Genomic DNA, 20,953 nt, shown 5'->3' with positions numbered 1-20,953 from the left:
CCAGAACAACAGAAGGCGGGATATGGCAAATCATAAACAGAAACTTGAAGGCGAAGGCGTGAATGTTGCCCCGTGGGAGCGGAGTCTGGCAAAGGTCTACTCTCCTTTTGAAGAGTTTCTTCATCGACAAACCTCATCCGGCTTGTTGCTCATGGTTATGGCCGTTGTTGCGCTTATCATCGCAAACGGACCGTTCGCCGAGGCTTATGACGACTTTCTGCACACGTATTTGAAAGTCGGATTTGGCGAATGGGAACTCAAACTGTCCCTTGCTCATTTCATCAATGACGCGCTGATGGCGATCTTCTTTTTCGTTGTCGGGCTAGAGCTTAAACGCGAATTTCTTGTTGGCGAACTTGCCGAACCCCGCAACGCAATCCTGCCGATTGTTGCGGCCATTGGTGGTATGGTTGTTCCTGCGCTGTTTTACTTCGCTTTGAACCCAACTGGCCCTGCAGCAGCAGGCTGGGGTATTCCGATGGCGACCGATATCGCATTCGCCGTTGGTGTTATGGCGCTTCTCGGGTCACGTGTTCCCAAGGCGCTGGTGACATTTCTTGTGGCGCTTGCCATTGTGGATGACCTTGGTGCGGTGACGGTGATCGCGCTGTTCTATACCAGCGAAATTGCTATGGGGCCGCTTGCTATGGTTGGCGTGTTCTTTGCGATGCTGATTGCATTGAACCGCTTTGGCGTGCGCAACCCGATCCCTTATTTCCTTGTTGCTGTCCTTATGTGGTACGCAATGTTGCTTTCTGGCGTGCACGCTACGATTGCGGGTGTTCTTGGCGCGATGTCCGTTCCGGCCATCCCGAAATATGACCCGGATCGGTTCAGCACCCATGTTAAAGGTATCATGCAGCGATTTGACGAGAGCCATGAACCGGGCCAAAGCATCATGACCAACGTTGCGCTACGCACCGAAGTTCAGGCGCTTGAGAACAGTGTTCTTGCTGTCGAAACCCCGCTGCAGCGGCTTGAGCATATCTGGCATTTGCCATCGGCCTTCCTCGTTATTCCGATCTTCGCGCTGGCAAACGCTGGTGTTCCGATAGAGCTGTCCACCTTCGGCGATATGCTGACGCATCCGGTGATGATGGGTGTATCGCTCGGCCTGATCGTCGGGAAGTTCGTCGGCATCACTGGGGCAAGCTGGTTGGTGATCAAACTTGGCATTGCTGAACTGCCGAAAGATACACGGTTTACCCAACTTGCTGGCGCTTCGCTGCTCGCGGGTATCGGCTTTACCATGTCGATCTTTGTGGCGCAGCTGGCCTTTGCCGAGTCACCGGAGCTCTTGTTGATGGCCAAAACAGGCATTTTGTTTGCGTCGTTGATCGCAGGGCTTTGCGGCTTCTTCTGGCTTTACATAACAGGCAAACCGAAGCCCGAGTAACCGGACAGAAAACTGAAAACGCCGCCAGAGATGGCGGCGTTTTTGTTAGCGCTTGTCGTAGTAAAGACCGACAACATGTTCGGCCTCTGCAAAGAACAACCAGCGCGACGCGACGACACCAATGATATGCGAAAGAACTGCCAACGCGGCCCAAATGTGATTGTGTGGCAAGAGCAATAGCGCGAATGGTACGGGCGACATCAGCGTGATGGCTATCACCCGAAGCCGCATCGAATGCTTCCGCCCAATGACATAAACCATTTCGTTAAGCAGGTAGTTCCCGCCGGTATGAGGCGGCTCAAATTGGCGCGTCTTACCTATCATTCCAAGGCCAGTTGCGGTTTCGATTGTGCTACCCCGCTGCGCAAAGCGACTATCACCAAGATACCACGTCAGGGCCTGAACTGCGCCCGTTGCAATGAGCATCGGCAGAGCAAAGCTAACCTGACCCGCCAGAAGCGCGCCACCCGTCACTGACAGAAGGAGAAACAGCAAAGGCGTTGTGACGTGGTTCCAGCGCGGCACCGTTTTGAGTTGCGCATAGATCATCGAGGTGGAGAACACAGTCGCAATACAGAGTGCAGCCCCCACGATACCGACTATCGTGAAATGCACCCCCGCGAATATTGCGCCAATTGCAAACACTGCCATCATGAGGAGCGCTGCAACCGATAGAACAGCCTCGCGCGAGAGCCAGCTTGTCCGCCACTGCGAGAACGCCTTAAGCGCGTTTTTCGGATTGCCAAGGTGGAACGTCGAGGCCAGCAAACCTCCGACAGCAAAGCCGAACCCGATGGTGTACATTGCGAACGCCAATAGCCCTGTAACCGCCGGAAACCCTAGCCCAAGAAAGGCCAGAAGCCCGAACCCCATACCGGAGAAAACGGTAAAGAAGATGACAGAAGGTGCTGGATGCATCAGTCCCCTCCGAGTGCTTTATCGAGCCATTTCAAAAAGCCTTTCGGCTCCTCGGCAACGGGTGTGAGGAAGGGGGCCAAGATATCAATTTCTTCGGTTTGTTTGGGGCGAGGGGGCAAGTATTTGTTAACCGGATTTGTGCCTAGTTCCGGCATCAAGTCCATCCCGCCGCGCTCTCTACTAAGCTGCGATACATTGCTTTCCGGATCGGCGAAATCACCGAAATGACGCGCCCCCGCAGGGCAAGTGCGTACGCAGGCTGGGACGCGGTCCTCTTCAGGAAGATTTTCGTTGTAGATACGGTCAACGCAAAGGGTGCATTTCTTCATGACACCTGCGGCTTGATCCAACTCTCGCGCGCCATAAGGACAGGCCCAAGCGCATAGCCCGCAACCGATACAGTCATTTTCGTTCACCAATACGATGCCGTCCTCGCTGCGCTTATAGCTTGCGCCTGTTGGGCAAACGGTAACACAGGGAGCGTCGTCGCAATGCAAGCAGGATTTCGGGAAATGTACCGTTTGCGCCGCGCCTTCGGGCGGCTGCACCTCATAGGTATGCACGCGATTGAGGAATGTGCCTTGCGGAGCTGCACCGTAAGCATCCTGATCCGACAGCGGAGCGCCATAGTTCTCGGTGTTCCAGCCTTTGCACGACACAACGCATGCATGGCAGCCAACACAGGTATCAAGGTCAATAACAAGCCCGAGCTTGCGGTCTGTAGATGTTGGAAGCTCCGTCATGATCCGACTTTCCAAGCTAGGTCTTTTGGGCCCTTCCCGACAGGCGAGCGGAGGGATGAGAACGCGGGTTGCGGCTCATCGGGTGCGGCGCATTTTTCAATTTTAACACGCAGGTCAAACCACGCGGCTTGTCCGGTTACCGGATCGGAATTTGAGTATCGTAGGCCATCACCTTTTGGGGGGAGTAGCTCATCTATCAGATGATTAAGTAGGAATCCTTTTGTCGCTTCTGGAGCATTGTCATCTAGCGCCCATGCCCCCTTGCGCTTGCCGATCGCGTTCCACGTCCAAACAGTATTGGAATTAAGCGCGGCCTGATGGGCGACAGGCACCACAATTTCGCCGCTGCGGGACGTGACGCGCGCCCAGTCTCCGTCCTGAAACCCGTGCGCTTCCCAAACTTTGGTCGGGACATAAAGCGGGTTGCGTCCGTGAATTTGGCGCAGCCACGCGTTCTGACTGCCCCAACTGTGATACATGGCCATTGGCCGCTGTGTTAGCGCGTGAAGTGGATATTCACCCCCCTCGTCGTCGGTTGCTTCTTCCCAAACAGGGAGTGGGCGCATGGCGTCATGAACCTGCTTTCTCAGGTGATCAGGAGGTTGGCGCTCTCCATGGCCTTCGGCGGCGAGTTGAAATTTCCGCATTGGTTCTGAATAGATCGAGAATAGGTATGGCTGCGGCGTATCAAACAGCCCCATGCCAACGGCCCACTCCTGATACTCCATATTCCACGGCTTGTAGTAACGCGCGCTATCCGGAATATGCGTAACGGCAAATCCCCCGTTTTCGATATAGCGGTCTAGTTGTTCGGAATTCACACTACCGCGCCCTGTTTCAGTGCCATCGCCGCGAAACGCGGAGAGTGGGCCGATCCCGGGCTTGCGCTCGTGATTAACGATGTAATCCGCATAATCCTTGTATTTCGCGCTGCCGTCCGGATTGGTGAAATTCGGCAAACCAAGCCGAGCGCCAAGGTCACAAAGAACAGATTGAAACCCTCGTACATCTCGATCCGGCTCGATGACCGGCCAACGAATTGCATCCGCAGCGGCATCGGCTTCGCAGATCGGGCGGTCAAGCAGTGATATGCAATCGTGGCGCTCAAGATACGTAGTGTCGGGAAGGATTAGATCGGCATAGGCCACCATCTCTGACGAATAGGCGTCGGAGTATATGATGTTCGGGATGACATATTCGCCGTTGTCATCGCGGTCGGTGAGCATATCGATCACTGACTTGGTGTTCATCGACGAGTTCCACGCCATGTTTGCCATATAGAGGAACAACGTATCGATCTTGTAGGGATCGCCTGCGTGCGCGTTCGAGATGACCATATGCATCAAGCCGTGACTCGACATTGGGTTTTCCCAAGTGAACGCTTTGTCGATCCGAGCGGCCGAGCCGTCTGGCTTCAGAGCAAGGTGCTCTGGCCCGCGCACAAACCCAAGGTGAGGACCATCAAGCGGTGCCATCGGATTGGATTGGCAATGCGGAGTCGGGTGGGCCTCAACCGGTTTAGGGTAGGGCGGCTTGAAACGAAACCCGCCCGGAACCTCAACAGAGCCAAGCAGGATTTGAAGGATATGAAGCGCGCGGCAAGTTTGAAACCCGTTCGCATGAGCCGAAATCCCGCGCATCGCGTGGAAAGAGACAGGGCGGCCGATCATCTCGCTGTGGGTTTCGCCTCGGAAGTCGGTCCACTCAATAGGCAATGAAATCGCCTCGTCAAAGGCGACTCGAGCCAGTTCGGCGGCAATCCGTCGGATGGTTTGCGGCTCAATTCCACAGCGTTCGGCAACGGCTTCGGGTGCAAACTCGGGAGCGAGATAGGTCTCGGCAACCGAATGGAACGCTGCCTCATGCGTCACCCCAGCACGACGGAGTGTGCCTCTCAAATCCGGCTGGACGCCCTTTTTGTCAAAGGCGGTCGGTTTCCCTGATTTGCGGTCGATAACAAGCATTTTGCCATCGTCGTCTCGTAAGAAGAGGCCAAACTCGGCATCATTCGGATCTGAATTGAGCAGAGCTGGTGCATTGGTGTAGCGCGCGAGGTAGTCGAGATCGATTTTCCCCGCGCGGAGCAATTCGTGGATCAATGATGTGATGAACAGGCCATCAGCCCCAGGCGTGATGCCTACCCACTCATCGGCAATGGCATTATAACCCGACCGCACCGGATTAACGCCAATAACCTTCGCCCCGCGTTGCTTCAGCTTCCCAAGGCCCATTTTGATCGGGTTGGAGTCGTGGTCTTCAGCAACGCCAAATAGCATCAAGAGCTTGGTGTGTTCCCAGTCCGGCTGTCCAAATTCCCAAAACGCGCCGCCCATCGTGTATATGCCCGCAGCAGCCATATTAACCGAACAGAACCCGCCATGCGCGGCATAGTTCGGAGTGCCAAAGCTTTGCGCCCAAAGTGATGTAAAGCTTTGCGACTGGTCGCGGCCCGTGAAAAAGGCGAGCTTTTCAGGCGCCTCCTTGCGGATTTTGCCGAGCCTGCTCGTTGCAAGAGATAGCGCTTCGTCCCAGCTTATCTCCTCAAACTCGCCGGAACCGCGCGGCCCAACCCGCTTCATTGGTGATCTTAAGCGCGAGGGTGCATTGACTTGCATGATACCCGCAGAGCCCTTAGCGCAAAGCACACCTTTGTTGATCGGGTGATCGCGGCTGCCTTCAATATAGGCAACTTTTCCGCCCTTCATATGGACGTTAATTCCGCAGCGACAGGCACACATATAACATGTCGTTTTGCGGATTTCGTCTGAAACGGGAGGAGAGGTGTCGATGTTGGGCTGCTTGCTCATTCAGGACTCGCGATTTGGGAGTCCAATTAAGGCAAAATGCCGCAGGTTGTGAAGATCAAATTCCGATTCAGGGTAAGAATTCGGGAAGAATTACCTGATTTTTTACTCTTATCAGTACAAAGTTACGCAACGTCTTTGCTGAAATGCCGCCGCCCAACAAACAAGGGCGGCGGCGAAATGCCTAGAAGCAAGCCTCAAACAGGGCGCGAGTATTGGATTCGGTCATTTCAATTGGATTGCCACCTGTCGATGGATCAATCAACGCGCCCTTAACTAGCGTATCAAGATCAGGGTCGGAAATGCCCAGCTCGGTCAGGTTTTTGGGAATGCCGAGCGTGTGATTTAGCTCGCCGACAAAGCCATAGAACCCGTCAAAGCCGCCCTCGATGCCAAGATACCGTGCTGCTGCCTCGATACGATCTTCGATAGCGGGCCGGTTCATCTGCAAAACCGGCTGCATGACAACGGCGTTCGTCGTGCCGTGGTGGGTGTTGTACATCGCGCCAATCGGGTGGCTCAGGGCGTGTATCGCGCCGAGGCCCTTTTGAAACGCCGTAGCCCCCATCATTGCCGCCGACATCATATGCGCGCGCGCCTCGATGTTGGTGCCGTCTTTGAAGGCAACGGGAAGATTTTCCTTAACCAACCGCAACCCTTCAAGCGCTATACCTTGGCTCATCGGGTGGTAGTGCGGCGAGGAATAGGCTTCCAAGCAATGGGCAAAGGCATCCATCCCCGTTCCGGCTGTGATGAAGCCGGGCATTCCAACGGTCAGTTCAGGATCGCAGATCACAACCGCTGGAAGAATTTTCGGATGGAAGATGATCTTTTTCTCGTGGGTTTCGGAATTGGTGATGACGCTTGCGCGGCCCACTTCGGAACCTGTACCTGCCGTTGTCGGAACCGCGATAATAGGCGCGATACCGTCAGGATCGGCACGGGTCCACCAATCGCCAATGTCCTCGAAATCCCAGATCGGTCGGCTTTGGCCGGACATGAATGCAATGACTTTGCCCAGATCAAGACCAGAGCCGCCGCCGAATGCGATCACACCGTCATAGCCGCCTTCGCGATAAACTTTGAGGCCGGCTTCGGCGTTCTTTTCTGTAGGGTTCGGGTCTACTTCAGAGAAAAGCCCGCGGCCAAGTCCCGCGCCTTCGAGCAGGTCAAGCGCAGCCGTGGTGATCGGAAGGCTTGCGAGACCTTTATCTGTCACCAACAGGGGCTTGGTGATCCCCGTCGCCAAACATGCCTCTGCCAATTCGGAGATGCGGCCTGCGCCGAATTTGATTGTGGTCGGATAAGACCAGTTGCCGATGAGTTCCATGGGCTTATGCCTTCTTCAGGTGGTAGGATTTCGGGCGGGTGAGGTTGTGATATCCAATCACGGAGAGGCCGCCGCCACGGCCCGTGTCTTTGCACCCTGTCCAACAGAGACCGGGATCAAGGTAATCGGCGCGGTTCATGAAAACGGTGCCGGTTTCGAGCTGATCGCCGATGGTTTGCGCAGCGTCGATGTCTTGGGTCCAGATGCTTGCGGTGAGGCCGAAATCGCTGTCGTTCATGAGCGCAATGGCTTCGGCGTCGTCTTTCACGGGCATAATGCCAACAACAGGGCCAAAACTCTCGTCGCGCATCACACGCATGTCGTGGGTCACGTTAGTGAGGATTTGCGGCATGAGGTAAGCGCCGCCGTCATCCTCGGGGAAAAGTGCCGGATCAATCAGCGGGGTTGCGCCAGCGGCAATGGCCTCTTCGGTTTGCGCGCGGACCTCGGCAGCGAAACGGGCATGGGCCATAGGGCCAAGCGTGGTTGCTTCATCAAGTGGGTTGCCGAGCTTGTAGCCAGAAACGATCGCCACAGCCTTTTCGACAAAGGCGTCAAAAAGGCTCTCGTGTACGTAAATCCGCTCGATCCCGCAGCAGCATTGACCAGAGTTGAACATTGCGCCGTCAATAAGCGTATCTACCGCGGCATCGAGGTTCGCGTCTGCGCGCACATAACCAGGGTCTTTGCCGCCAAGCTCAAGGCCGATGCCGGTGAACGTTCCCGCTGCAGCGCGCTCCATTGCTTTGCCGCCGCCGACGGACCCCGTGAAGTTCACAAAGCCAAAGCTCTTGGTCGCGATGAGGTCGCTTGTGGTGTCGTGATCAAGGAACACATTCTGGAATACGTCCTCGGGCACGCCAACACTGTGGAACGCCTTGGCCATGCGCTCGCCCACCAAAAGGGTCTGGCTTGCGTGCTTCAGAAGTACAGTATTGCCCGCGATGAGCGCAGGAGCGACGGTGTTGATTGCCGTCATATAAGGATAGTTCCAAGGCGCAACGACAAGCACAACGCCGTGGGGAACACGTTTGATGTAACGCTTGAATTGTTCGTCTTCGCCGACTTCGATATCGGCCAGACCCTCTTCGGCAATGGCGGCCATATGGCTCGCGCGCTCATTGAAGCCGCCAAATTCGCCACCATAGCGTACAGGGCGGCCCATTTGGTGGGCGATTTCCGGAACGATTTCTTCGTTCATATCGCCAACAGCTTTAACGCCAGCCATGACCAATTCAACGCGCTCTTTAAGCGGACGCTTGGCCCATTCCGCCTGTGCGGTACGGGCGCGGGCAACGGCGGCTTTAGCCTCTTCCGGCGAAAGTACCGGACGCTCGGCATAAAGCGACCCGTCGATGGGCGAGATACATTTAACAGTTTTGCTCATGTCTTAGGCTTTCTCAAATCCACGTGCGATTTCGTAATCGGTCACGATGCGGTCAAACTCTTCGATTTCCCATGTCGCGGCGCGGGTGTAGTGGTCAATAACGTCGTCGCCAAGGGCTTCGCGCAGCATTTCGGAGCCGCTCAGGGTTTTCGCTGCGTCACGCAGGGTCTGCGGAATTTCGGCAGCACCCTGATCGTCGTAAACATCACCTTGAGTTGCGGGCGCGAGGCTAAGCCCCTCTTCGATCCCTTTGATCCCTGCCGCAAGTTGTGTTGCCAGCGCGAGGTAGGGGTTCAGGTCGCTGCCGCCAATCCGGCACTCTACGCGCACACCTTTGGTTCCTGCGCCACAGAGGCGGAAACCGGCGGTGCGATTATCAATGCTCCAGACCGATTTTGTCGGTGCGAAAGTCCCCTTTTGGAACCGCTTATAGCTGTTGATATACGGCGCAAGGAAATAGGTTACATCCGGCGCATATTTGATGAGACCCGCCATGTAGGATTTCATGACATCCGACATGCCCAACTCGTCGCTTGGATCAAAAAACACGTTCGAGCCGTCTTTCCAAAGCGATTGGTGTACGTGGCTTGATGAACCAACCCGATCAGCGGACCATTTCGGTAGGAAGCTTGCAGCGTGGCCTTGCTGCCATGCGATTTCCTTCACGGCATGTTTGGCGATTGTGTGATACTCGGCGCAATCAAGCGCAGCGGAATATTTGATGTTTAGCTCTTCTTGGCCCGCTTCCGCTTCGCCCTTGGTGTTTTCAATCGGTAGACCCGCAGCATAGAGATGGTTGCGGATTGGCCGCATCACATGCTCTTCTTTGGTGGTCTGAAGAATGTGGTAATCTTCGTTGTAACCAGAAATCGGGGTTAGGTCGCGGAATCCGGATTTGGCAATTTCCTCGAAGCTCTTCTCAAACAGGAAGAACTCGAGCTCTGTTGCCATCATCGCCGAGTAGCCCATCTCTTCTAGCCGCGCGACCTGTTTCTTAAGTATGGCGCGGGGGGAGTGGGCGATAGGGTGTTCGTGGTGATCAAGAACGTCACACATCACCATTACAGTTCCCTCAAGCCAGGGCATGGGGCGAATGGTGGAAAGGTCGGGCTTCATCATGTAATCGCCGTAACCGGACTGCCAACTTGTGGCAGCATAGCCATCGGGCGTTGCCATCTCGAGATCGGTGGCCAAGAGATAGTTACAGCAGTGGGTCTCCTCAAATGCGGACTCCACGAAATGCTGCGCAAGGAAGCGTTTCCCCATCAAACGGCCTTGCATATCAACAAGACAGGCGAGAACTGTATCGACCGAACCATCGGCAACGGCGTTTTTCAGATCGTCAAAACTTAGCATGGGGTCTTCCTTTGATTTGTGCGGCGCGCCCAGCGATCAGGGCGCGCCAGTCGTATTTAGCCGTAGCGGTACGGACGGCCTGCTTTAACCATATCAGCATTATACTGCTTGATGATGTTCACAACCTTGGCCTTTGTTTCGCTTTCTGCGGCGATCTCGTCCCAGAACTTAACGGCGGCGTCTTCGACGGTTTTCCACTCTTCGTCTGGGATGGATGTCAGCTCCATTTTCGGACCGTTGACACGCAGGCTTGCTTCGCCGCCCCAATACCACCACTGACGATAGTAGTGCGACTGGTCCATACAAACTTTGAGCAATTCTCTGAGGTGCTCGGGAAGTTCGTTGTAACGGTCCATATTGGCAAAGAAGCTGCCAGCCCAAGCGCCGGAGATGTTGTTGGTGAGGAAGTAGTTCGTCACGTCGGCCCAGCCAACAGTGTAATCCTCGGTGATGCCGGACCATGCGATGCCGTCAAGTTCGCCGGTTTGCATCGCAACTTCGATGTCTTCCCATGGCAGCGTTACAGGAATAACGCCAAACTGGCTTAGGAAACGTCCCGCTGTTGGGAACGTAAAGACGCGTTTACCCTTCAGGTCTTCAAGCGAGGTGATCGGGTCTTTGGTTGCGAAGTGGCACGGATCCCATGCGCCAGCGGAAATGTGCTTTACCCCGACTTTGGAATATTCTTCGTCCCAGATTTCGTTCAGGCCGTATTGGTTGAACAGCACAGGAACGTCGAGCGAATATCGGCTCGCAAATGGGAAGTAGCCGCCGAACACTGTGACTTCAGTTGGCGAAGCCATGGAGTCATCGTCGGACTGTACCGCGTCGATTGTGCCTTTTTGCATGGCGCGGAAGAGCTCGCCTGTCGGGACAAGCTGATCGGCGAAGAACAACTCGATCTCCATCTCGTCGCCCGCGATCTTGTTAAAGCTGTTGATCGCTGGAGTGATCACATGCTCGGCCAGTGCAGCACCCGCATATGTCTGCATGCGCCATTTGATTTTGCTTTGCGCAATTGCTGGAGCGGCAAGCGAAGCGCCAACGGCGCCGACGCCTGCGGTGGTCAAAAACTTACGTCTTGTTGTCATTTTATCGTCCTCTCTGTTGTGGTTGGTTTCAGTGATCGTTTCAATGTTGAGGGGTTAGCCCCCTGAAGCCTTCGCGGAGCCTTTGCGGCACGTTCTCTTGAAGGATGTCGCCATGCGCGAGCACGACGGTTGTCGGGTTCCAGTCAAGCATCTGTTGCAGCGCGGCAGCGAGTTGCTTGCGGCCTTTGGAAAAGCTGAGCCACATATCGAGGGGCATCTTGCCATTTGGCGCCAGAATCCCGGCCATGCGCGCGAACGGTCGGAGCCAAAGCGGCATTTTTTCGCGGTGCATATTTTCGATGAGATCGGTCAGGATCAAGACGCGTGACGCCTTGTGAAAGAACACAACCTCTTGGTGGATTTTACTTCCGCGCGCGATGATTTGATCGATCTCTGCCTGCCACTCCGGTGCAGGAGTATCGGCAAGGTCGCGATCAAATACGACGTGGATTTTCTGTTGCGCGGCCCTTTTGCGCACATTTGGCGAGGCCCACGCAATAGTGCCATTACATGCATCAGCCCACTGTTGGATATAGGCGTAGTGAATCCAGTTTGGCGAAACCAGATGTTTGATTTTCCCAAGTGTTTGCAACTCTGCGGCCAGTTCCTCGCTGTATTCGATCGGCGAGTGAAGGAATAGATCACCATTCGCCAGCCGAATTACCGTCATCCGCGTTGGAAATGGTATCGCATAGAGCTTGATAACCGGCCCGTCCACGAGCCAGATATCAGGTCCGAGCTGTTGCAGGCGGCTATCGGGCATAGACATACTCCGGCAGCCAAAGTGCGATCTGCGGGAAGATCATGATGAGCGAAAGTGCAAGGATCATCACCAATACAAACGGCAGGATAGAGCCATAGATATCTTTGAGCGTGATTTCCTTTGGCGCCATCGCCCGCATCAGGAATAAGTTATAGCCGAAAGGCGGCGTCATATAAGCGATCTGCGTGGTGATTGTGTAAAGCACGCCATACCAGATCAGATCAAAGCCGAGCATCTTGACCAGCGGTACATAAAGTGGCGCAACGATCACGAGCATCGCTGTGTCATCAAGGAATGTGCCCATGATGAGGAACGAAAGCTGCATGAGGATAAGGATCATCCATGGATCAAGGCCAAGCTGCTCGGTGAAGAGGTTATCGATTGCACGTACAGCGCCAAGCCCGTCAAACACCGCGCCAAAGCCGAGTGCCGCGAGGATAATCCACATGAACATGCAGGAAATCAGCAACGTGTTGCGCACCGAATTCTCGAAAACTTCGCGCGTCATGCGCCGTTTGACCACCGCCGCAAGGAATGCCGTTAGCGCACCAATTGCGGAGCTTTCAACAAGGCTTGTCCAGCCGTTCACGAATGGGATCATCATTGCAAAGAAGATCACAATCGGCAGCAATCCGGCACGCAGGAGCGCGAGCTTCTCGCTCATGGAATGATTGCGCTCCTCAACAGGGAGAGCAGGGCCGAGCGCAGGATTCAGTTTGCAGCGGATAACGATGTAAATGATGAACATCGCCGCCATCATCAATCCCGGCACCACACCCGCCAGCCAGAGCTGCCCTACGGGTTGCCTCGCGATCATCGCATAAAGAACCAAAACAACCGATGGCGGCACCAGAATGCCAAGCGACGATCCGGCCTGTATGACCCCCGTCACCATCTTCTTGTCATAGCCACGGCGTAGCAATTCGGGCAGCGCAATTGTCGCGCCGATTGCCATGCCAGCAACCGAAAGACCGTTCATTGCCGAGACGAGCACCATCAAGCCGATTGTCCCGATCGCAAGCCCGCCATTAAGCGGCCCCATCCAAACGTGGAACATCTTATAGAGATCATCGGCGATTTTACTTTCCGAGAGCACGTAGCCCATGAAAATGAACATCGGGAGCGTCAGAAGCGGATACCATTTCATCAGCTTCATCGCGCTGGAGAACGGTATATCGCTGCCGCCAGTTCCCCAAAGCGTAAGCGCGGCAACGGCGGCAACGCCACCAATCGCGCCAAACACGCGCTGGCCCGTCATCAACATCAGCATCATGCTTGCAAACATGAAAATTGCGATCATTTCATAGGACATCAGAGCGTCTTTCCTTTGAGTGTCGCAATGTCTTTGAACAGCTCAGAAATTGCTTGCAGGAGCATCAGGAAAATTCCGACGCACATGGTGATTTTGATTGGCCAGATATAGGGGCGCCACGCGGTCGGGGAGCGCTCGCCATACTCCAGTGAATAGGCTGTAGATTCGATCGCGCCATAGAGCAGCACACCGAGATAGAAGATAAGAAACAGAACGGTAAACGCATCAAACCAAGCTTTGCGCCGCGTTGACCATTCGCCATAGAACAGGTCCATCCGCACGTTGGCGCCTTCTTGGATCGCATAGGGCCCACCGAGCATGTAATAGGCGACCATCGCAAACTGCGCGACTTCAAGCGTCCAGAGCGAGGGCATAAAGGCAATCTTTGAGATCGACGACCACATCAGAATGCCCATCATCACAAAGATTCCGTACATCGTAATCCGCCCGAGCTTTCGGTTGATCGGATCAACAATTCGGACAAAGGCGCGCATAAACCCAATCATGAGAGAGTTGCCCCCTCTATTCCAACGGTGTCGAGGGCGGCCAAGGTAAGTTCGGCCAGACTGTCGGCTATCTTCATTTGATCGGCCTCGGTTTTCAGTAGGTCATTGCGAATCTCTATCATGACATTCGCGATTCCGTTTTCGACACCATGGAGCTTGAGCGTGTGCGTCACGCCATCATCGGGCCCATACGGTGCGTTGCGTTGGGTGTTAAGCGTGGTGTGGTCTGGTGCATGCGCGAGCATAGCGTCTGCAATTCGGGTATCCACATCATGCAAAATCCCCAATTCCACCTCGCGCAACGCACCGTGGTAAACGGGAGTAAAGCTGTGAATTGTGATAATTGCTTTTGTGCCGTTCCGGACTTCGTCAGCTAGTGTTTGGCGAAAGGGCTCGTAATAGGCATCGGTGCGTTTGGCGCGGTCGGCTTGGCTTAGCCCGACATTGCCCGGAACTTCGATCAGTTCGCTCTTTGCTGGCATAGCGCTTGGCGCTTCGGGCGGGCGGTTGCAATCATAAACAAGCCGCGAAATTCCAGATGCAACCAGCCGTGCATTGAGGCGCTCTGCCATTCGGGAAGCTACATTCAGCGCGCCGGGATCCCATGCTGCGTGGCTTTCCCGAGCGGCCTTTGCAAGGCCAAGCCCGTCAAACTCGCCCGGAATGAAACAGGATGCATGCTCGCAAACGATAAGCGCAGGAGATGTTCCCCCTGCGTTTAGAACGGTCACCGGATCACCGTCGATGTTCTTGTCTCGGAGCACTTGCCACCACCCTGTTTGCGCGTTCTGAAAATATTGTTTCAGATTGTGTGCGACTGTCAACTCTTTTACTAAAACTATTTATGGTTCATACTGAAACTTGTGGTATGCGCTTAAAAAAGGGGCGGATCGTGACTTCATCAACGGATAGTATTGCCGAAATTCTTAGGGAAAGTTTTGAGAAGTTCACGCGGGCTGAACGCCAACTTGCCGACTCGCTACTTGCCAACTATCCGATGTCTGGCCTCGGGTCGATTACGGCTGTTGCCCAGGAGGCGGATGTCTCGACCCCCACCGTCGTGCGCATGGTGCAAAAGCTTGGTTTCAAAGGATTTCCGGAGTTTCAGCGCGCGTTGAGGGGGGAGCTTCAAGCGCGTATTTCCGATCCGATTGCCAAGCGCGAAACCTGGGCCGAAGGCGCCCCTGATGCGCATATTCTCAACCGGTTTACCGAGTCTGTAATCGGTAACATCAGCCAGACCTTAGCGCATATCGAGACCGCGAGTTTTGATGCAACGTGCGATCTTCTCGCGGACATGGAGCGTTCAGTTTACGTTGTAGGTGGTCGGATTACCCGCGCTTTGGCAGATTATTTTTTCTTGCACATGCAAGTGCTACGGCCGGATGTGACGCATATCCAGTCAATCTCCAATGCTTGGCCACATTATCTGTTGGAGGTGAAAAAGGGCGATGTCGTCGTGATTTTCGATGTCCGGCGGTATGAAAACTCAACGCTCAAGTTGGCGGAAATGGCGGCGGAGAAGGGTGCCGAAATCGTCTTGTTCACCGATCAATGGCAATCGCCAATCGCCAAACTCGCGACACACACGTTCAGTTGCCGCATCGTTGTACCCTCTGCGTGGGACAGCTCGATTGCGCCGATGTTGTTGCTTGAAACCGTAGTTGCTGCCGTTCAAGAGCGGACGTGGGAAACCACGCGCCCAAGAATGGAGGCGCTCGAAGATATGTTCGACCGCACCCGTTTCTTCCGGAAGTTCACCTAGCTAGGTAGCTTAGAAATCAACCTCAACGCCGGGGAGGTTCAGCGATTTGACCAGCTCGCGCAGCTCCTGACGGGCGGCGACGTTAGAGATGTTCATCTGGCCCTTAACGCCAATATCGCGCAAATCAAGCAGCGTAAGGCCACGCGGGAAGAGCTCGCGGAAAATCACACGCTCACCAAAGCCAGGGGCAACGCGGAAGCCGATCCGCTTTGAGAGGGACTCAAGCGCTTCGCCCATCTTCTGTTTGTTGTGCATGTTCTGCGCGGCAAGCCGGTTGCGAACAACGACCCAATCGATTGGCGGTAGGCCCGCTTGAGCGCGCAACTGCCGCGCATTCCACACCATTTCGGAATAGACGGACGGGCCAAGGATTTTGTTGGTTTCCGGATCAACCCGCGCCAAAAGGTCAAAATCGACGAAACTGTCGTTCAGCGGGGTAACGAGCGTATCGGCCAGAGAATGCGCAACCTGTGACAGGCGCGTGTGGCTGCCAGGGCAGTCGATCAGAATGAAATCACTGTCTGGCTCAAGCGTCGCAACCGCAGCGGATAGGCGGTGATCATAAACGTTCTCACCTGGTTGCAGGCTCTTGCTGTCGATCTCGGGAAGGTCGTGATAGTCGGGACACGCAAGGTCGACCCCGTGTTTCTCAACATAAGATTTGCGGTTCTCGACATAGCGGCCAAAGCTTTTTTGCCGCAAATCAAGATCAAGCGCGCCAACCGAATGCCCCATACGCACCAATGCGGTTGCGATATGCATCGAGGTTGTTGATTTGCCTGAACCGCCTTTTTCGTTCCCCACGACAATAATGTGCGCCACAGCTCTGTCCCTTCAATTCATACGGCACATGGCCGCTGTTTTTCCGCCACTATATGTTGGGTCGCAAACGATGGGAAGCGCCACGCAACGCGAAGTTGATACATGTTGCTCGAAAAATCTTCACTGTGGTTCCGAGGTGTCTTAGGCTGCGCAAAATAGGAGGACACAGGATATGTCAAAAGTCATTGAAGACGCCAAACAAGCGCTGGCGCATTTGAAAGCGGGGGGGTATTCCCTTGGGGCTGAATGGGAGCATGCGCATGCGCTTTGCCAAGACCATGAGGGCGAACAAATTCATGATCGCATTCACGCGTTATGCCACAGGATCGAAGGCGATATCGGTAATGCTGCGTATTGGGATCGGCGAGGGAACCAGCGGTCCCCTGAAATTCCCTTTGAAGAAGAGGCCGCGTTGCTAGAAGCGCAGCTCTAGGCGTTAGCCAAAAGAAAACCCGGCTGCATGGCAACCGGGTTTCCAGAAAATCGGAAAGAGTGTTGGCTTAGAAGCCAAGACCTTCGTATTTCTTTTTGAACTTGGATACACGGCCACCAGTGTCCATGAGACGGGAGTTGCCGCCAGTCCATGCTGGGTGCGCGGAAGGATCGATTTCCAGAGCAAGCTGGTCGCCTTCTTTGCCGTATGTCGAACGCATGGTTACAACGGAACCGTCTGTCATCTTGACGTTGATGAAGTGGTAATCGGGGTGAATATCTTTTTTCATGTCCCGGCTCCTTACGCGTCTTTTTTGGGTTTGTAGTTGGTAACTTCGGCGATACGTGCGGACTTACCGCGACGGTCACGAAGATAGTACAGTTTGGCGCGACGTACTTTACCGCGGCGAACCACAGTGATGCTGTCGATGTTGGTGGAGTGCAGAGGGAATACGCGCTCTACACCTTCGCCAAAGGAAATTTTGCGAACGGTGAACGAACCGGCGATGCCGTTACCGTTTTGACGTGCGATGCAAACACCTTCGTAGTTCTGAACACGGGAGCGGCTGCCCTCGGTTACTTTGTAGCCTACGCGGATGGTGTCGCCCGCTTTAAAATCCGGAATGTCATGACCAAGTGCGGCGACTTGTTCTGCTTCCAATTCTGCAATCAGGTTCATCTGATCTACTCCATAATGCTCGCGGTTATTCCGCGTAGTTTGCGCGCCATGAGAGCTCTTGGTCTTGCACCGGGTCCCGAAAATCAGCCCGCCAGAGATCACGTCATCGTTGCTTTCAGGCTGCTTCTCTGTGGTTGGTGCATATAACACCCGATCAGAAGAATGATCGGTTTGATACGCCCACATGTTTGCAGACCCTTTAACCCAAAACAAAAACGGCCACAGAGAATCACTCCCTATGGCTATCAATGCCTGAGTGGGCGCGGTATAGGCCCAATCAAGGGTCAGCGCAAGGGCGATTGCGTTTGGTTTTGGGCGGGAATTCGGCGCCCATCGAGCCAGTGATTGTGGCTATTTCCTAAAGTACGGCCCAGCCCGCCATCACGCACAAAACAACAAGGACACCCCAGCCAAAAACATACACAAAGGTGCGCACGCCTTGCGTAGGGTTTCCGATGCTTCTTGCATAGACCAGCACATACAGAATGCGGTCAATCAGAAAGAGCAGCATGAGCAAGTTGACCCACCAAGCCGAAACGCCAACCAGAATGCATGTAAACAGCGCGATCGCCGCGGCGGCCATGTTCTCGACGCCGTTTTGGTGCGAACGATTAAGTCGATAGAGGCCGTTTTCGTAGTCTTCGGAAGGCGTACTCCCAGGAGTTAACCCTTGTTTGGCTTTTCCAGCGCCAACAAGCGCAGCTTGAAAAAGCACGATTAGGACGAAAACCAAAAGTGAGATTATGGCCGTTGAATAGTCTGAAACTGCAGTCATTCTTCTACCTCCAACCCAAAAAAACTTGGTAGAACTACCAGACAAGCAAACTCCGGCACCTGTCAAGTTTCTGGAAGTAGGCAGATTATTTGGATTTTTGCTGTTTCTCGTGGGCCTCCCAGAGATCTGGGCGGCGCTCTTTGGTCAGCTCTTCCGACATCTCTTGCCGCCATTCCGCAATTTTGCCGTGATGGCCCGACGTCAGAACTTCGGGGATTTCGCGGCCTTCCCAAACTGCGGGGCGGGTGTATTGCGGATGCTCCAGAAGCCCGTTGGAAAAGCTCTCTTCTTCGGTCGAAGCTTCGTTGCCAAGAACTTCGGGACGAAGACGCACAGTTGCATCAATCAGTGCCTGTGCTGCGATCTCTCCACCGGTCAGAACGAAGTCACCAAGGCTGACTTCCTCAACGTCGAAATGCTCCAGCACCCGTTCGTCTACGCCTTCAAATCGCCCGCAAAGGATTGTCATCCCGTCTGCGTCAGCAAAGCGACGCGCCATGTCCTGAGTCATCGGTTTGCCGCGCGGCGACATATAGATGACAGGCCAACGCGCACGATCCTTTGGTGCGTCGTGACTGGCAAACGCGAGCGCATTGCCCACGACATCCGCGCGCAAAACCATTCCTGCGCCACCACCGGACGGCGTATCGTCAACGTTCTTGTGCTTGCCCTCGCCAAACATCCTGAGATCAACAGTTTCAAGCGCCCAAAGCCCGTCTTTTAGGGCTTTCCCGATAAGGCTATGGCCGAGCACACCGGGAAAAGCATCGGGAAACAGGGTTACGATTTTCGCCGTCCATGTCTTGGCGAGACGTGGCGTGTCGGTCATCAACTCGCGTGGGCGCAGAGTTGCACCGATAGAGAGGCGTCCGTGGGATTTGTTTGGCTTTGTCATGTTGCTTCCCGCCTAGACTTCGGTGTCACTCGGTTCAGAGAATATTCCCTCTGGCGGGTCAACGATGATGCGGCCAGCGGCCAGATCAACTGTCGGTACGGCCGCAACAGTAAACGGGTAAAGCACCGAGGCCTTGAGCGAAGGGCCCGCGATCTCCAATAGGTCACTTGCGCCATGGTTCTGAACGCTCTGGACCGTGCCGATCTCAGTTCCGCCGGTATCAAGTACGGTTAGGCCGATCAGGTCGCTGTGATAATACTCGTCATCGGGCAAACTGGGCAGGACATCGCGGCTCACGAAAAGCTGCGTGTTGTTGAGTGCGTCGGCCTGTTCTTTGGTCTGGATGCCCTCTACACGCGCTGCAAATCCATTCTTGATTGCGCGGGTGATGCCTACGATGAAGCTCTTCTCGCCATCTTCGGTATAGAGCAAGCCATAGGTCTCGATTGCGGCCGGATCAGCACAGTAACTCTTGAGGCGGACTTCTCCGCGCACTCCGTAAGAGCCTGCGAATGCGCCAACACAAATGCGGGGTTCAGTCATGGGGTCTCCTAACGGATTTCAACCAATGGGGCTTGGTCTCTGCGCTCCCATCCGGCTTGTTCAAGTTCGGGTGTTTCGGCGGTTTCTTCGGGCCAGCCGAGACAGAGATAAGCAACGAGTGTCCAACTTTCGGGCACATCAAGATCGCGCGCAAGTTTGGGAGCGTCAAGGATCGATACCCACCCTAAGCCCAGCCCGTATGCACGGGCAAGGAGCCACATCTGGGTGATTGCGGCCACAACAGAGTAGCGGCGGGTTTCGGGCATCGTCGCAGCGCCAAGGTTTGCGCCTTTGGAGGTTTCTTCATCACAGAAGATTGCAAGCTGCACAGGGGCTTCGCGCATACCGCTGAGCTTGAGGCCAGCGTAAAGTTCTGCACGGGCGCCGGAATGGCCGGAAAGGGCTTTGGTGTTTTCGGTTTCAAAGTTGGAGAGCGCCGCCGCGCGGGCTTCATCGCTTTCGACCGAAATAATGCGCCAGGGTTCGGACAAGCCGACCGATGGGGCGAGGGAAAAACTGTCCAGACATTTCTGGAGAAGATCGGCCGGAACCGGATCTGTGCGGAAGCGGCGCACGTCGCGCCGCCACCGGAAAAGCTGGCCCAGATCGCGGTGAAACTGTTCAGTAAATTCATCCATGATCTGAGCCTAAATGCTTTATTCTTCTGCGTTTTCTTCCGCTGGTGCGGCTGCTGCTTCGGCGGCTTCTGCTGCTTTAGCGGCTTTCTCTTCAGCGCGCTCTTGCGCTTTTTTGCCTGGCTTGGCTTTCTCTGGGTTGTTGCGTGTTTTCGCTTCGAGAACGCCAGCTGCTTCGAGGAAGCGGGATACACGATCCGAAGGCTGCGCGCCTTGGTCGAGCCAGTACTTAACGCGGTCAAGGTCGAGCTTTACGCGCTCTTCGCTGTCTTTCGGGAGAAGTGGGTTGTATGTGCCCAGTTTCTCGATGAAACGACCGTCGCGTGGCATACGGCTGTCAGCCGCAACAACACGATAGAAAGGGCGCTTTTTGCTGCCGCCGCGGGCAAGACGAATTTTCATAGCCATTGTAGTAGTCTCCTAGGTTATCAATTATAATCAACGCCTTACGTTGATCATTGTTTCAGTTTTCTTTGTGTTTGTTGTGATGCTGGATCACTTCCTGAATAATGAAATTCAGGAAATTCTTTGCGAATTCGGGGTCTAGATCTGCGCGCTGGGCGAGGTCTTCGAGGCGCGCGATCTGTGCTGCCTCGCGGGTTGGATCAGAAGGCGGCAGGTCGTGCTCGGCCTTCAGTTGGCCCACGGCTTGGGTATGCTTGAAGCGCTCGCCAAGGGTATAGACAAGGATCGCGTCGAGGCGGTCGATGCTCTCGCGGTGAGACTTGAGCAGGGTGGCTGCGCGTTCTACGGCGTCGGTCATGTCGTGCTCCTGTTCAGGGGCCAAAATGGCGATGTTAT

The 20,953-nt window shown here is 54.8% G+C and carries 23 protein-coding genes; 3 read left to right on the top strand and 20 right to left on the bottom strand.

The annotated features are described in order from the left end of the window. Positions 1-22 precede the first annotated feature (22 nt). The gene (gene nhaA, locus N9C89_RS13010) at positions 23-1,396 is read left to right on the top strand and encodes a Na+/H+ antiporter NhaA (protein ID WP_263954347.1); all 1,374 of its coding nucleotides are present in this window, start codon (positions 23-25) and stop codon (positions 1,394-1,396) included. Positions 1,397-1,441: 45 nt separating this feature from the next. On the opposite strand, the gene N9C89_RS13005 is transcribed toward nhaA, so the two are convergent. From N9C89_RS13005 to N9C89_RS12955, 11 genes are all read right to left on the bottom strand, one after another. Then, on the bottom strand, positions 1,442-2,314 hold the full coding sequence (locus N9C89_RS13005) for a dimethyl sulfoxide reductase anchor subunit family protein (RefSeq protein WP_263954346.1): 873 nt from the start codon (positions 2,312-2,314) through the stop codon (positions 1,442-1,444). After that, the gene (locus tag N9C89_RS13000; RefSeq protein ID WP_263954344.1) at positions 2,314-3,057 is read right to left on the bottom strand and encodes a 4Fe-4S dicluster domain-containing protein; all 744 of its coding nucleotides are present in this window, start codon (positions 3,055-3,057) and stop codon (positions 2,314-2,316) included. The genes N9C89_RS13005 and N9C89_RS13000 overlap by 1 nt, the downstream gene beginning before the upstream one ends. Further along, positions 3,054-5,864: a molybdopterin oxidoreductase family protein gene (locus N9C89_RS12995; RefSeq protein WP_263954343.1), complete on the bottom strand. Its 2,811-nt coding sequence runs from the start codon at positions 5,862-5,864 to the stop codon at positions 3,054-3,056. Before N9C89_RS12995 ends, N9C89_RS13000 begins: the two co-directional genes overlap by 4 nt. A 181-nt stretch (positions 5,865-6,045) precedes the next feature. Next, entirely contained in the window at positions 6,046-7,191 is a 1,146-nt protein-coding gene (locus N9C89_RS12990) for an iron-containing alcohol dehydrogenase (RefSeq protein ID WP_263954342.1), read from the bottom strand. 4 nt (positions 7,192-7,195) lie between these two features. Continuing rightward, complete coding sequence (locus N9C89_RS12985) at positions 7,196-8,578, bottom strand: aldehyde dehydrogenase family protein (protein WP_263954341.1); 1,383 nt, start codon at positions 8,576-8,578, stop codon at positions 7,196-7,198. A gap of 3 nt (positions 8,579-8,581) precedes the next feature. Then, entirely contained in the window at positions 8,582-9,934 is a 1,353-nt protein-coding gene (locus N9C89_RS12980; RefSeq protein WP_263954340.1) for a glutamine synthetase family protein, read from the bottom strand. A 56-nt stretch (positions 9,935-9,990) separates the two neighbouring features. Then, on the bottom strand, positions 9,991-11,025 hold the full coding sequence (locus N9C89_RS12975) for a C4-dicarboxylate ABC transporter (RefSeq protein ID WP_263954339.1): 1,035 nt from the start codon (positions 11,023-11,025) through the stop codon (positions 9,991-9,993). Positions 11,026-11,065: 40 nt separating this feature from the next. After that, on the bottom strand, positions 11,066-11,788 hold the full coding sequence (locus tag N9C89_RS12970; protein ID WP_263954338.1) for a DUF4336 domain-containing protein: 723 nt from the start codon (positions 11,786-11,788) through the stop codon (positions 11,066-11,068). Continuing rightward, entirely contained in the window at positions 11,778-13,100 is a 1,323-nt protein-coding gene (locus N9C89_RS12965) for a TRAP transporter large permease (protein ID WP_263954336.1), read from the bottom strand. Before N9C89_RS12965 ends, N9C89_RS12970 begins: the two co-directional genes overlap by 11 nt. Further along, the gene (locus N9C89_RS12960) at positions 13,100-13,606 is read right to left on the bottom strand and encodes a TRAP transporter small permease subunit (protein WP_263954335.1); all 507 of its coding nucleotides are present in this window, start codon (positions 13,604-13,606) and stop codon (positions 13,100-13,102) included. The genes N9C89_RS12965 and N9C89_RS12960 overlap by 1 nt, the downstream gene beginning before the upstream one ends. Further along, complete coding sequence (locus N9C89_RS12955; protein WP_263954334.1) at positions 13,603-14,370, bottom strand: N-formylglutamate amidohydrolase; 768 nt, start codon at positions 14,368-14,370, stop codon at positions 13,603-13,605. Before N9C89_RS12955 ends, N9C89_RS12960 begins: the two co-directional genes overlap by 4 nt. A gap of 128 nt (positions 14,371-14,498) precedes the next feature. Here N9C89_RS12955 and N9C89_RS12950 point away from each other — a divergent pair, with 128 nt between their 5' ends. Next, a complete protein-coding gene (locus N9C89_RS12950; RefSeq protein ID WP_394358503.1) occupies positions 14,499-15,371 on the top strand; it encodes a MurR/RpiR family transcriptional regulator in 873 nt (290 codons plus the stop codon). Positions 15,372-15,380: 9 nt separating this feature from the next. Here the strand turns inward: N9C89_RS12950 and N9C89_RS12945 are convergent, their stop codons facing one another. Continuing rightward, positions 15,381-16,193 (bottom strand): division plane positioning ATPase MipZ, encoded by an 813-nt coding sequence (locus tag N9C89_RS12945; RefSeq protein WP_263954332.1) that lies wholly within the window; start codon positions 16,191-16,193, stop codon positions 15,381-15,383. A 172-nt stretch (positions 16,194-16,365) separates the two neighbouring features. Here N9C89_RS12945 and N9C89_RS12940 point away from each other — a divergent pair, with 172 nt between their 5' ends. After that, on the top strand, positions 16,366-16,626 hold the full coding sequence (locus tag N9C89_RS12940) for a hypothetical protein (RefSeq protein WP_263954331.1): 261 nt from the start codon (positions 16,366-16,368) through the stop codon (positions 16,624-16,626). Positions 16,627-16,693: 67 nt separating this feature from the next. On the opposite strand, the gene rpmE is transcribed toward N9C89_RS12940, so the two are convergent. The 8 genes from rpmE to N9C89_RS12900 all read right to left on the bottom strand — a co-directional run bounded on the left by rpmE (position 16,694) and on the right by N9C89_RS12900 (position 20,915). Continuing rightward, the gene (gene rpmE / locus N9C89_RS12935; protein WP_263954330.1) at positions 16,694-16,915 is read right to left on the bottom strand and encodes a 50S ribosomal protein L31; all 222 of its coding nucleotides are present in this window, start codon (positions 16,913-16,915) and stop codon (positions 16,694-16,696) included. Positions 16,916-16,926: 11 nt separating this feature from the next. Further along, on the bottom strand, positions 16,927-17,304 hold the full coding sequence (gene rplS, locus N9C89_RS12930) for a 50S ribosomal protein L19 (RefSeq protein ID WP_263954456.1): 378 nt from the start codon (positions 17,302-17,304) through the stop codon (positions 16,927-16,929). 358 nt (positions 17,305-17,662) lie between these two features. Continuing rightward, on the bottom strand, positions 17,663-18,079 hold the full coding sequence (locus tag N9C89_RS12925; protein ID WP_263954329.1) for an MAPEG family protein: 417 nt from the start codon (positions 18,077-18,079) through the stop codon (positions 17,663-17,665). A gap of 85 nt (positions 18,080-18,164) precedes the next feature. Beyond that, entirely contained in the window at positions 18,165-18,974 is an 810-nt protein-coding gene (gene trmD, locus N9C89_RS12920) for a tRNA (guanosine(37)-N1)-methyltransferase TrmD (RefSeq protein ID WP_263954328.1), read from the bottom strand. A 12-nt stretch (positions 18,975-18,986) separates the two neighbouring features. After that, positions 18,987-19,517 carry a ribosome maturation factor RimM gene (gene rimM, locus N9C89_RS12915; RefSeq protein ID WP_263954327.1) on the bottom strand — a complete coding sequence of 177 codons (531 nt, stop codon included), beginning with the start codon at positions 19,515-19,517 and terminating at the stop codon, positions 18,987-18,989. 8 nt (positions 19,518-19,525) lie between these two features. Next, on the bottom strand, positions 19,526-20,155 hold the full coding sequence (gene bluB, locus N9C89_RS12910; protein WP_263954326.1) for a 5,6-dimethylbenzimidazole synthase: 630 nt from the start codon (positions 20,153-20,155) through the stop codon (positions 19,526-19,528). Between the two features lie 18 nt (positions 20,156-20,173). After that, positions 20,174-20,560: a 30S ribosomal protein S16 gene (gene rpsP / locus N9C89_RS12905; RefSeq protein WP_263954325.1), complete on the bottom strand. Its 387-nt coding sequence runs from the start codon at positions 20,558-20,560 to the stop codon at positions 20,174-20,176. A gap of 55 nt (positions 20,561-20,615) precedes the next feature. Beyond that, a complete protein-coding gene (locus tag N9C89_RS12900) occupies positions 20,616-20,915 on the bottom strand; it encodes a chorismate mutase (RefSeq protein WP_263954324.1) in 300 nt (99 codons plus the stop codon). Positions 20,916-20,953: the final 38 nt, after the last annotated feature.

This window comes from Halocynthiibacter sp. SDUM655004 (assembly GCF_026015885.1).
Lineage (GTDB): Bacteria > Pseudomonadota > Alphaproteobacteria > Rhodobacterales > Rhodobacteraceae > Falsihalocynthiibacter > Falsihalocynthiibacter halioticoli.
The sequence above is the reverse complement of the archived record's forward strand: the minus strand, read 5'-3'. Positions and strand labels throughout refer to the sequence as shown.

Coding starts and splice junctions, on each gene's coding strand:
- N9C89_RS12940 (WP_263954331.1), top strand. CDS start 16,366: ATGTCAAAAGTCATTGAAGACGCCAAACAAGCGCTGGCGCATTTGAAA.
- rimM (WP_263954327.1), bottom strand. CDS start 19,517: ATGACTGAACCCCGCATTTGTGTTGGCGCATTCGCAGGCTCTTACGGA.
- N9C89_RS13000 (WP_263954344.1), bottom strand. CDS start 3,057: ATGACGGAGCTTCCAACATCTACAGACCGCAAGCTCGGGCTTGTTATT.
- N9C89_RS12960 (WP_263954335.1), bottom strand. CDS start 13,606: ATGATTGGGTTTATGCGCGCCTTTGTCCGAATTGTTGATCCGATCAAC.
- trmD (WP_263954328.1), bottom strand. CDS start 18,974: ATGACAAAGCCAAACAAATCCCACGGACGCCTCTCTATCGGTGCAACT.
- N9C89_RS12995 (WP_263954343.1), bottom strand. CDS start 5,864: ATGAGCAAGCAGCCCAACATCGACACCTCTCCTCCCGTTTCAGACGAA.
- rplS (WP_263954456.1), bottom strand. CDS start 17,304: ATGAACCTGATTGCAGAATTGGAAGCAGAACAAGTCGCCGCACTTGGT.
- N9C89_RS12985 (WP_263954341.1), bottom strand. CDS start 8,578: ATGAGCAAAACTGTTAAATGTATCTCGCCCATCGACGGGTCGCTTTAT.
- nhaA (WP_263954347.1), top strand. CDS start 23: ATGGCAAATCATAAACAGAAACTTGAAGGCGAAGGCGTGAATGTTGCC.
- rpsP (WP_263954325.1), bottom strand. CDS start 20,560: ATGGCTATGAAAATTCGTCTTGCCCGCGGCGGCAGCAAAAAGCGCCCT.
- bluB (WP_263954326.1), bottom strand. CDS start 20,155: ATGGATGAATTTACTGAACAGTTTCACCGCGATCTGGGCCAGCTTTTC.
- N9C89_RS12980 (WP_263954340.1), bottom strand. CDS start 9,934: ATGCTAAGTTTTGACGATCTGAAAAACGCCGTTGCCGATGGTTCGGTC.
- N9C89_RS12990 (WP_263954342.1), bottom strand. CDS start 7,191: ATGGAACTCATCGGCAACTGGTCTTATCCGACCACAATCAAATTCGGC.
- N9C89_RS12965 (WP_263954336.1), bottom strand. CDS start 13,100: ATGTCCTATGAAATGATCGCAATTTTCATGTTTGCAAGCATGATGCTG.
- N9C89_RS12925 (WP_263954329.1), bottom strand. CDS start 18,079: ATGACTGCAGTTTCAGACTATTCAACGGCCATAATCTCACTTTTGGTT.
- N9C89_RS12900 (WP_263954324.1), bottom strand. CDS start 20,915: ATGACCGACGCCGTAGAACGCGCAGCCACCCTGCTCAAGTCTCACCGC.
- N9C89_RS12970 (WP_263954338.1), bottom strand. CDS start 11,788: ATGCCCGATAGCCGCCTGCAACAGCTCGGACCTGATATCTGGCTCGTG.
- N9C89_RS13005 (WP_263954346.1), bottom strand. CDS start 2,314: ATGCATCCAGCACCTTCTGTCATCTTCTTTACCGTTTTCTCCGGTATG.
- rpmE (WP_263954330.1), bottom strand. CDS start 16,915: ATGAAAAAAGATATTCACCCCGATTACCACTTCATCAACGTCAAGATG.
- N9C89_RS12975 (WP_263954339.1), bottom strand. CDS start 11,025: ATGACAACAAGACGTAAGTTTTTGACCACCGCAGGCGTCGGCGCCGTT.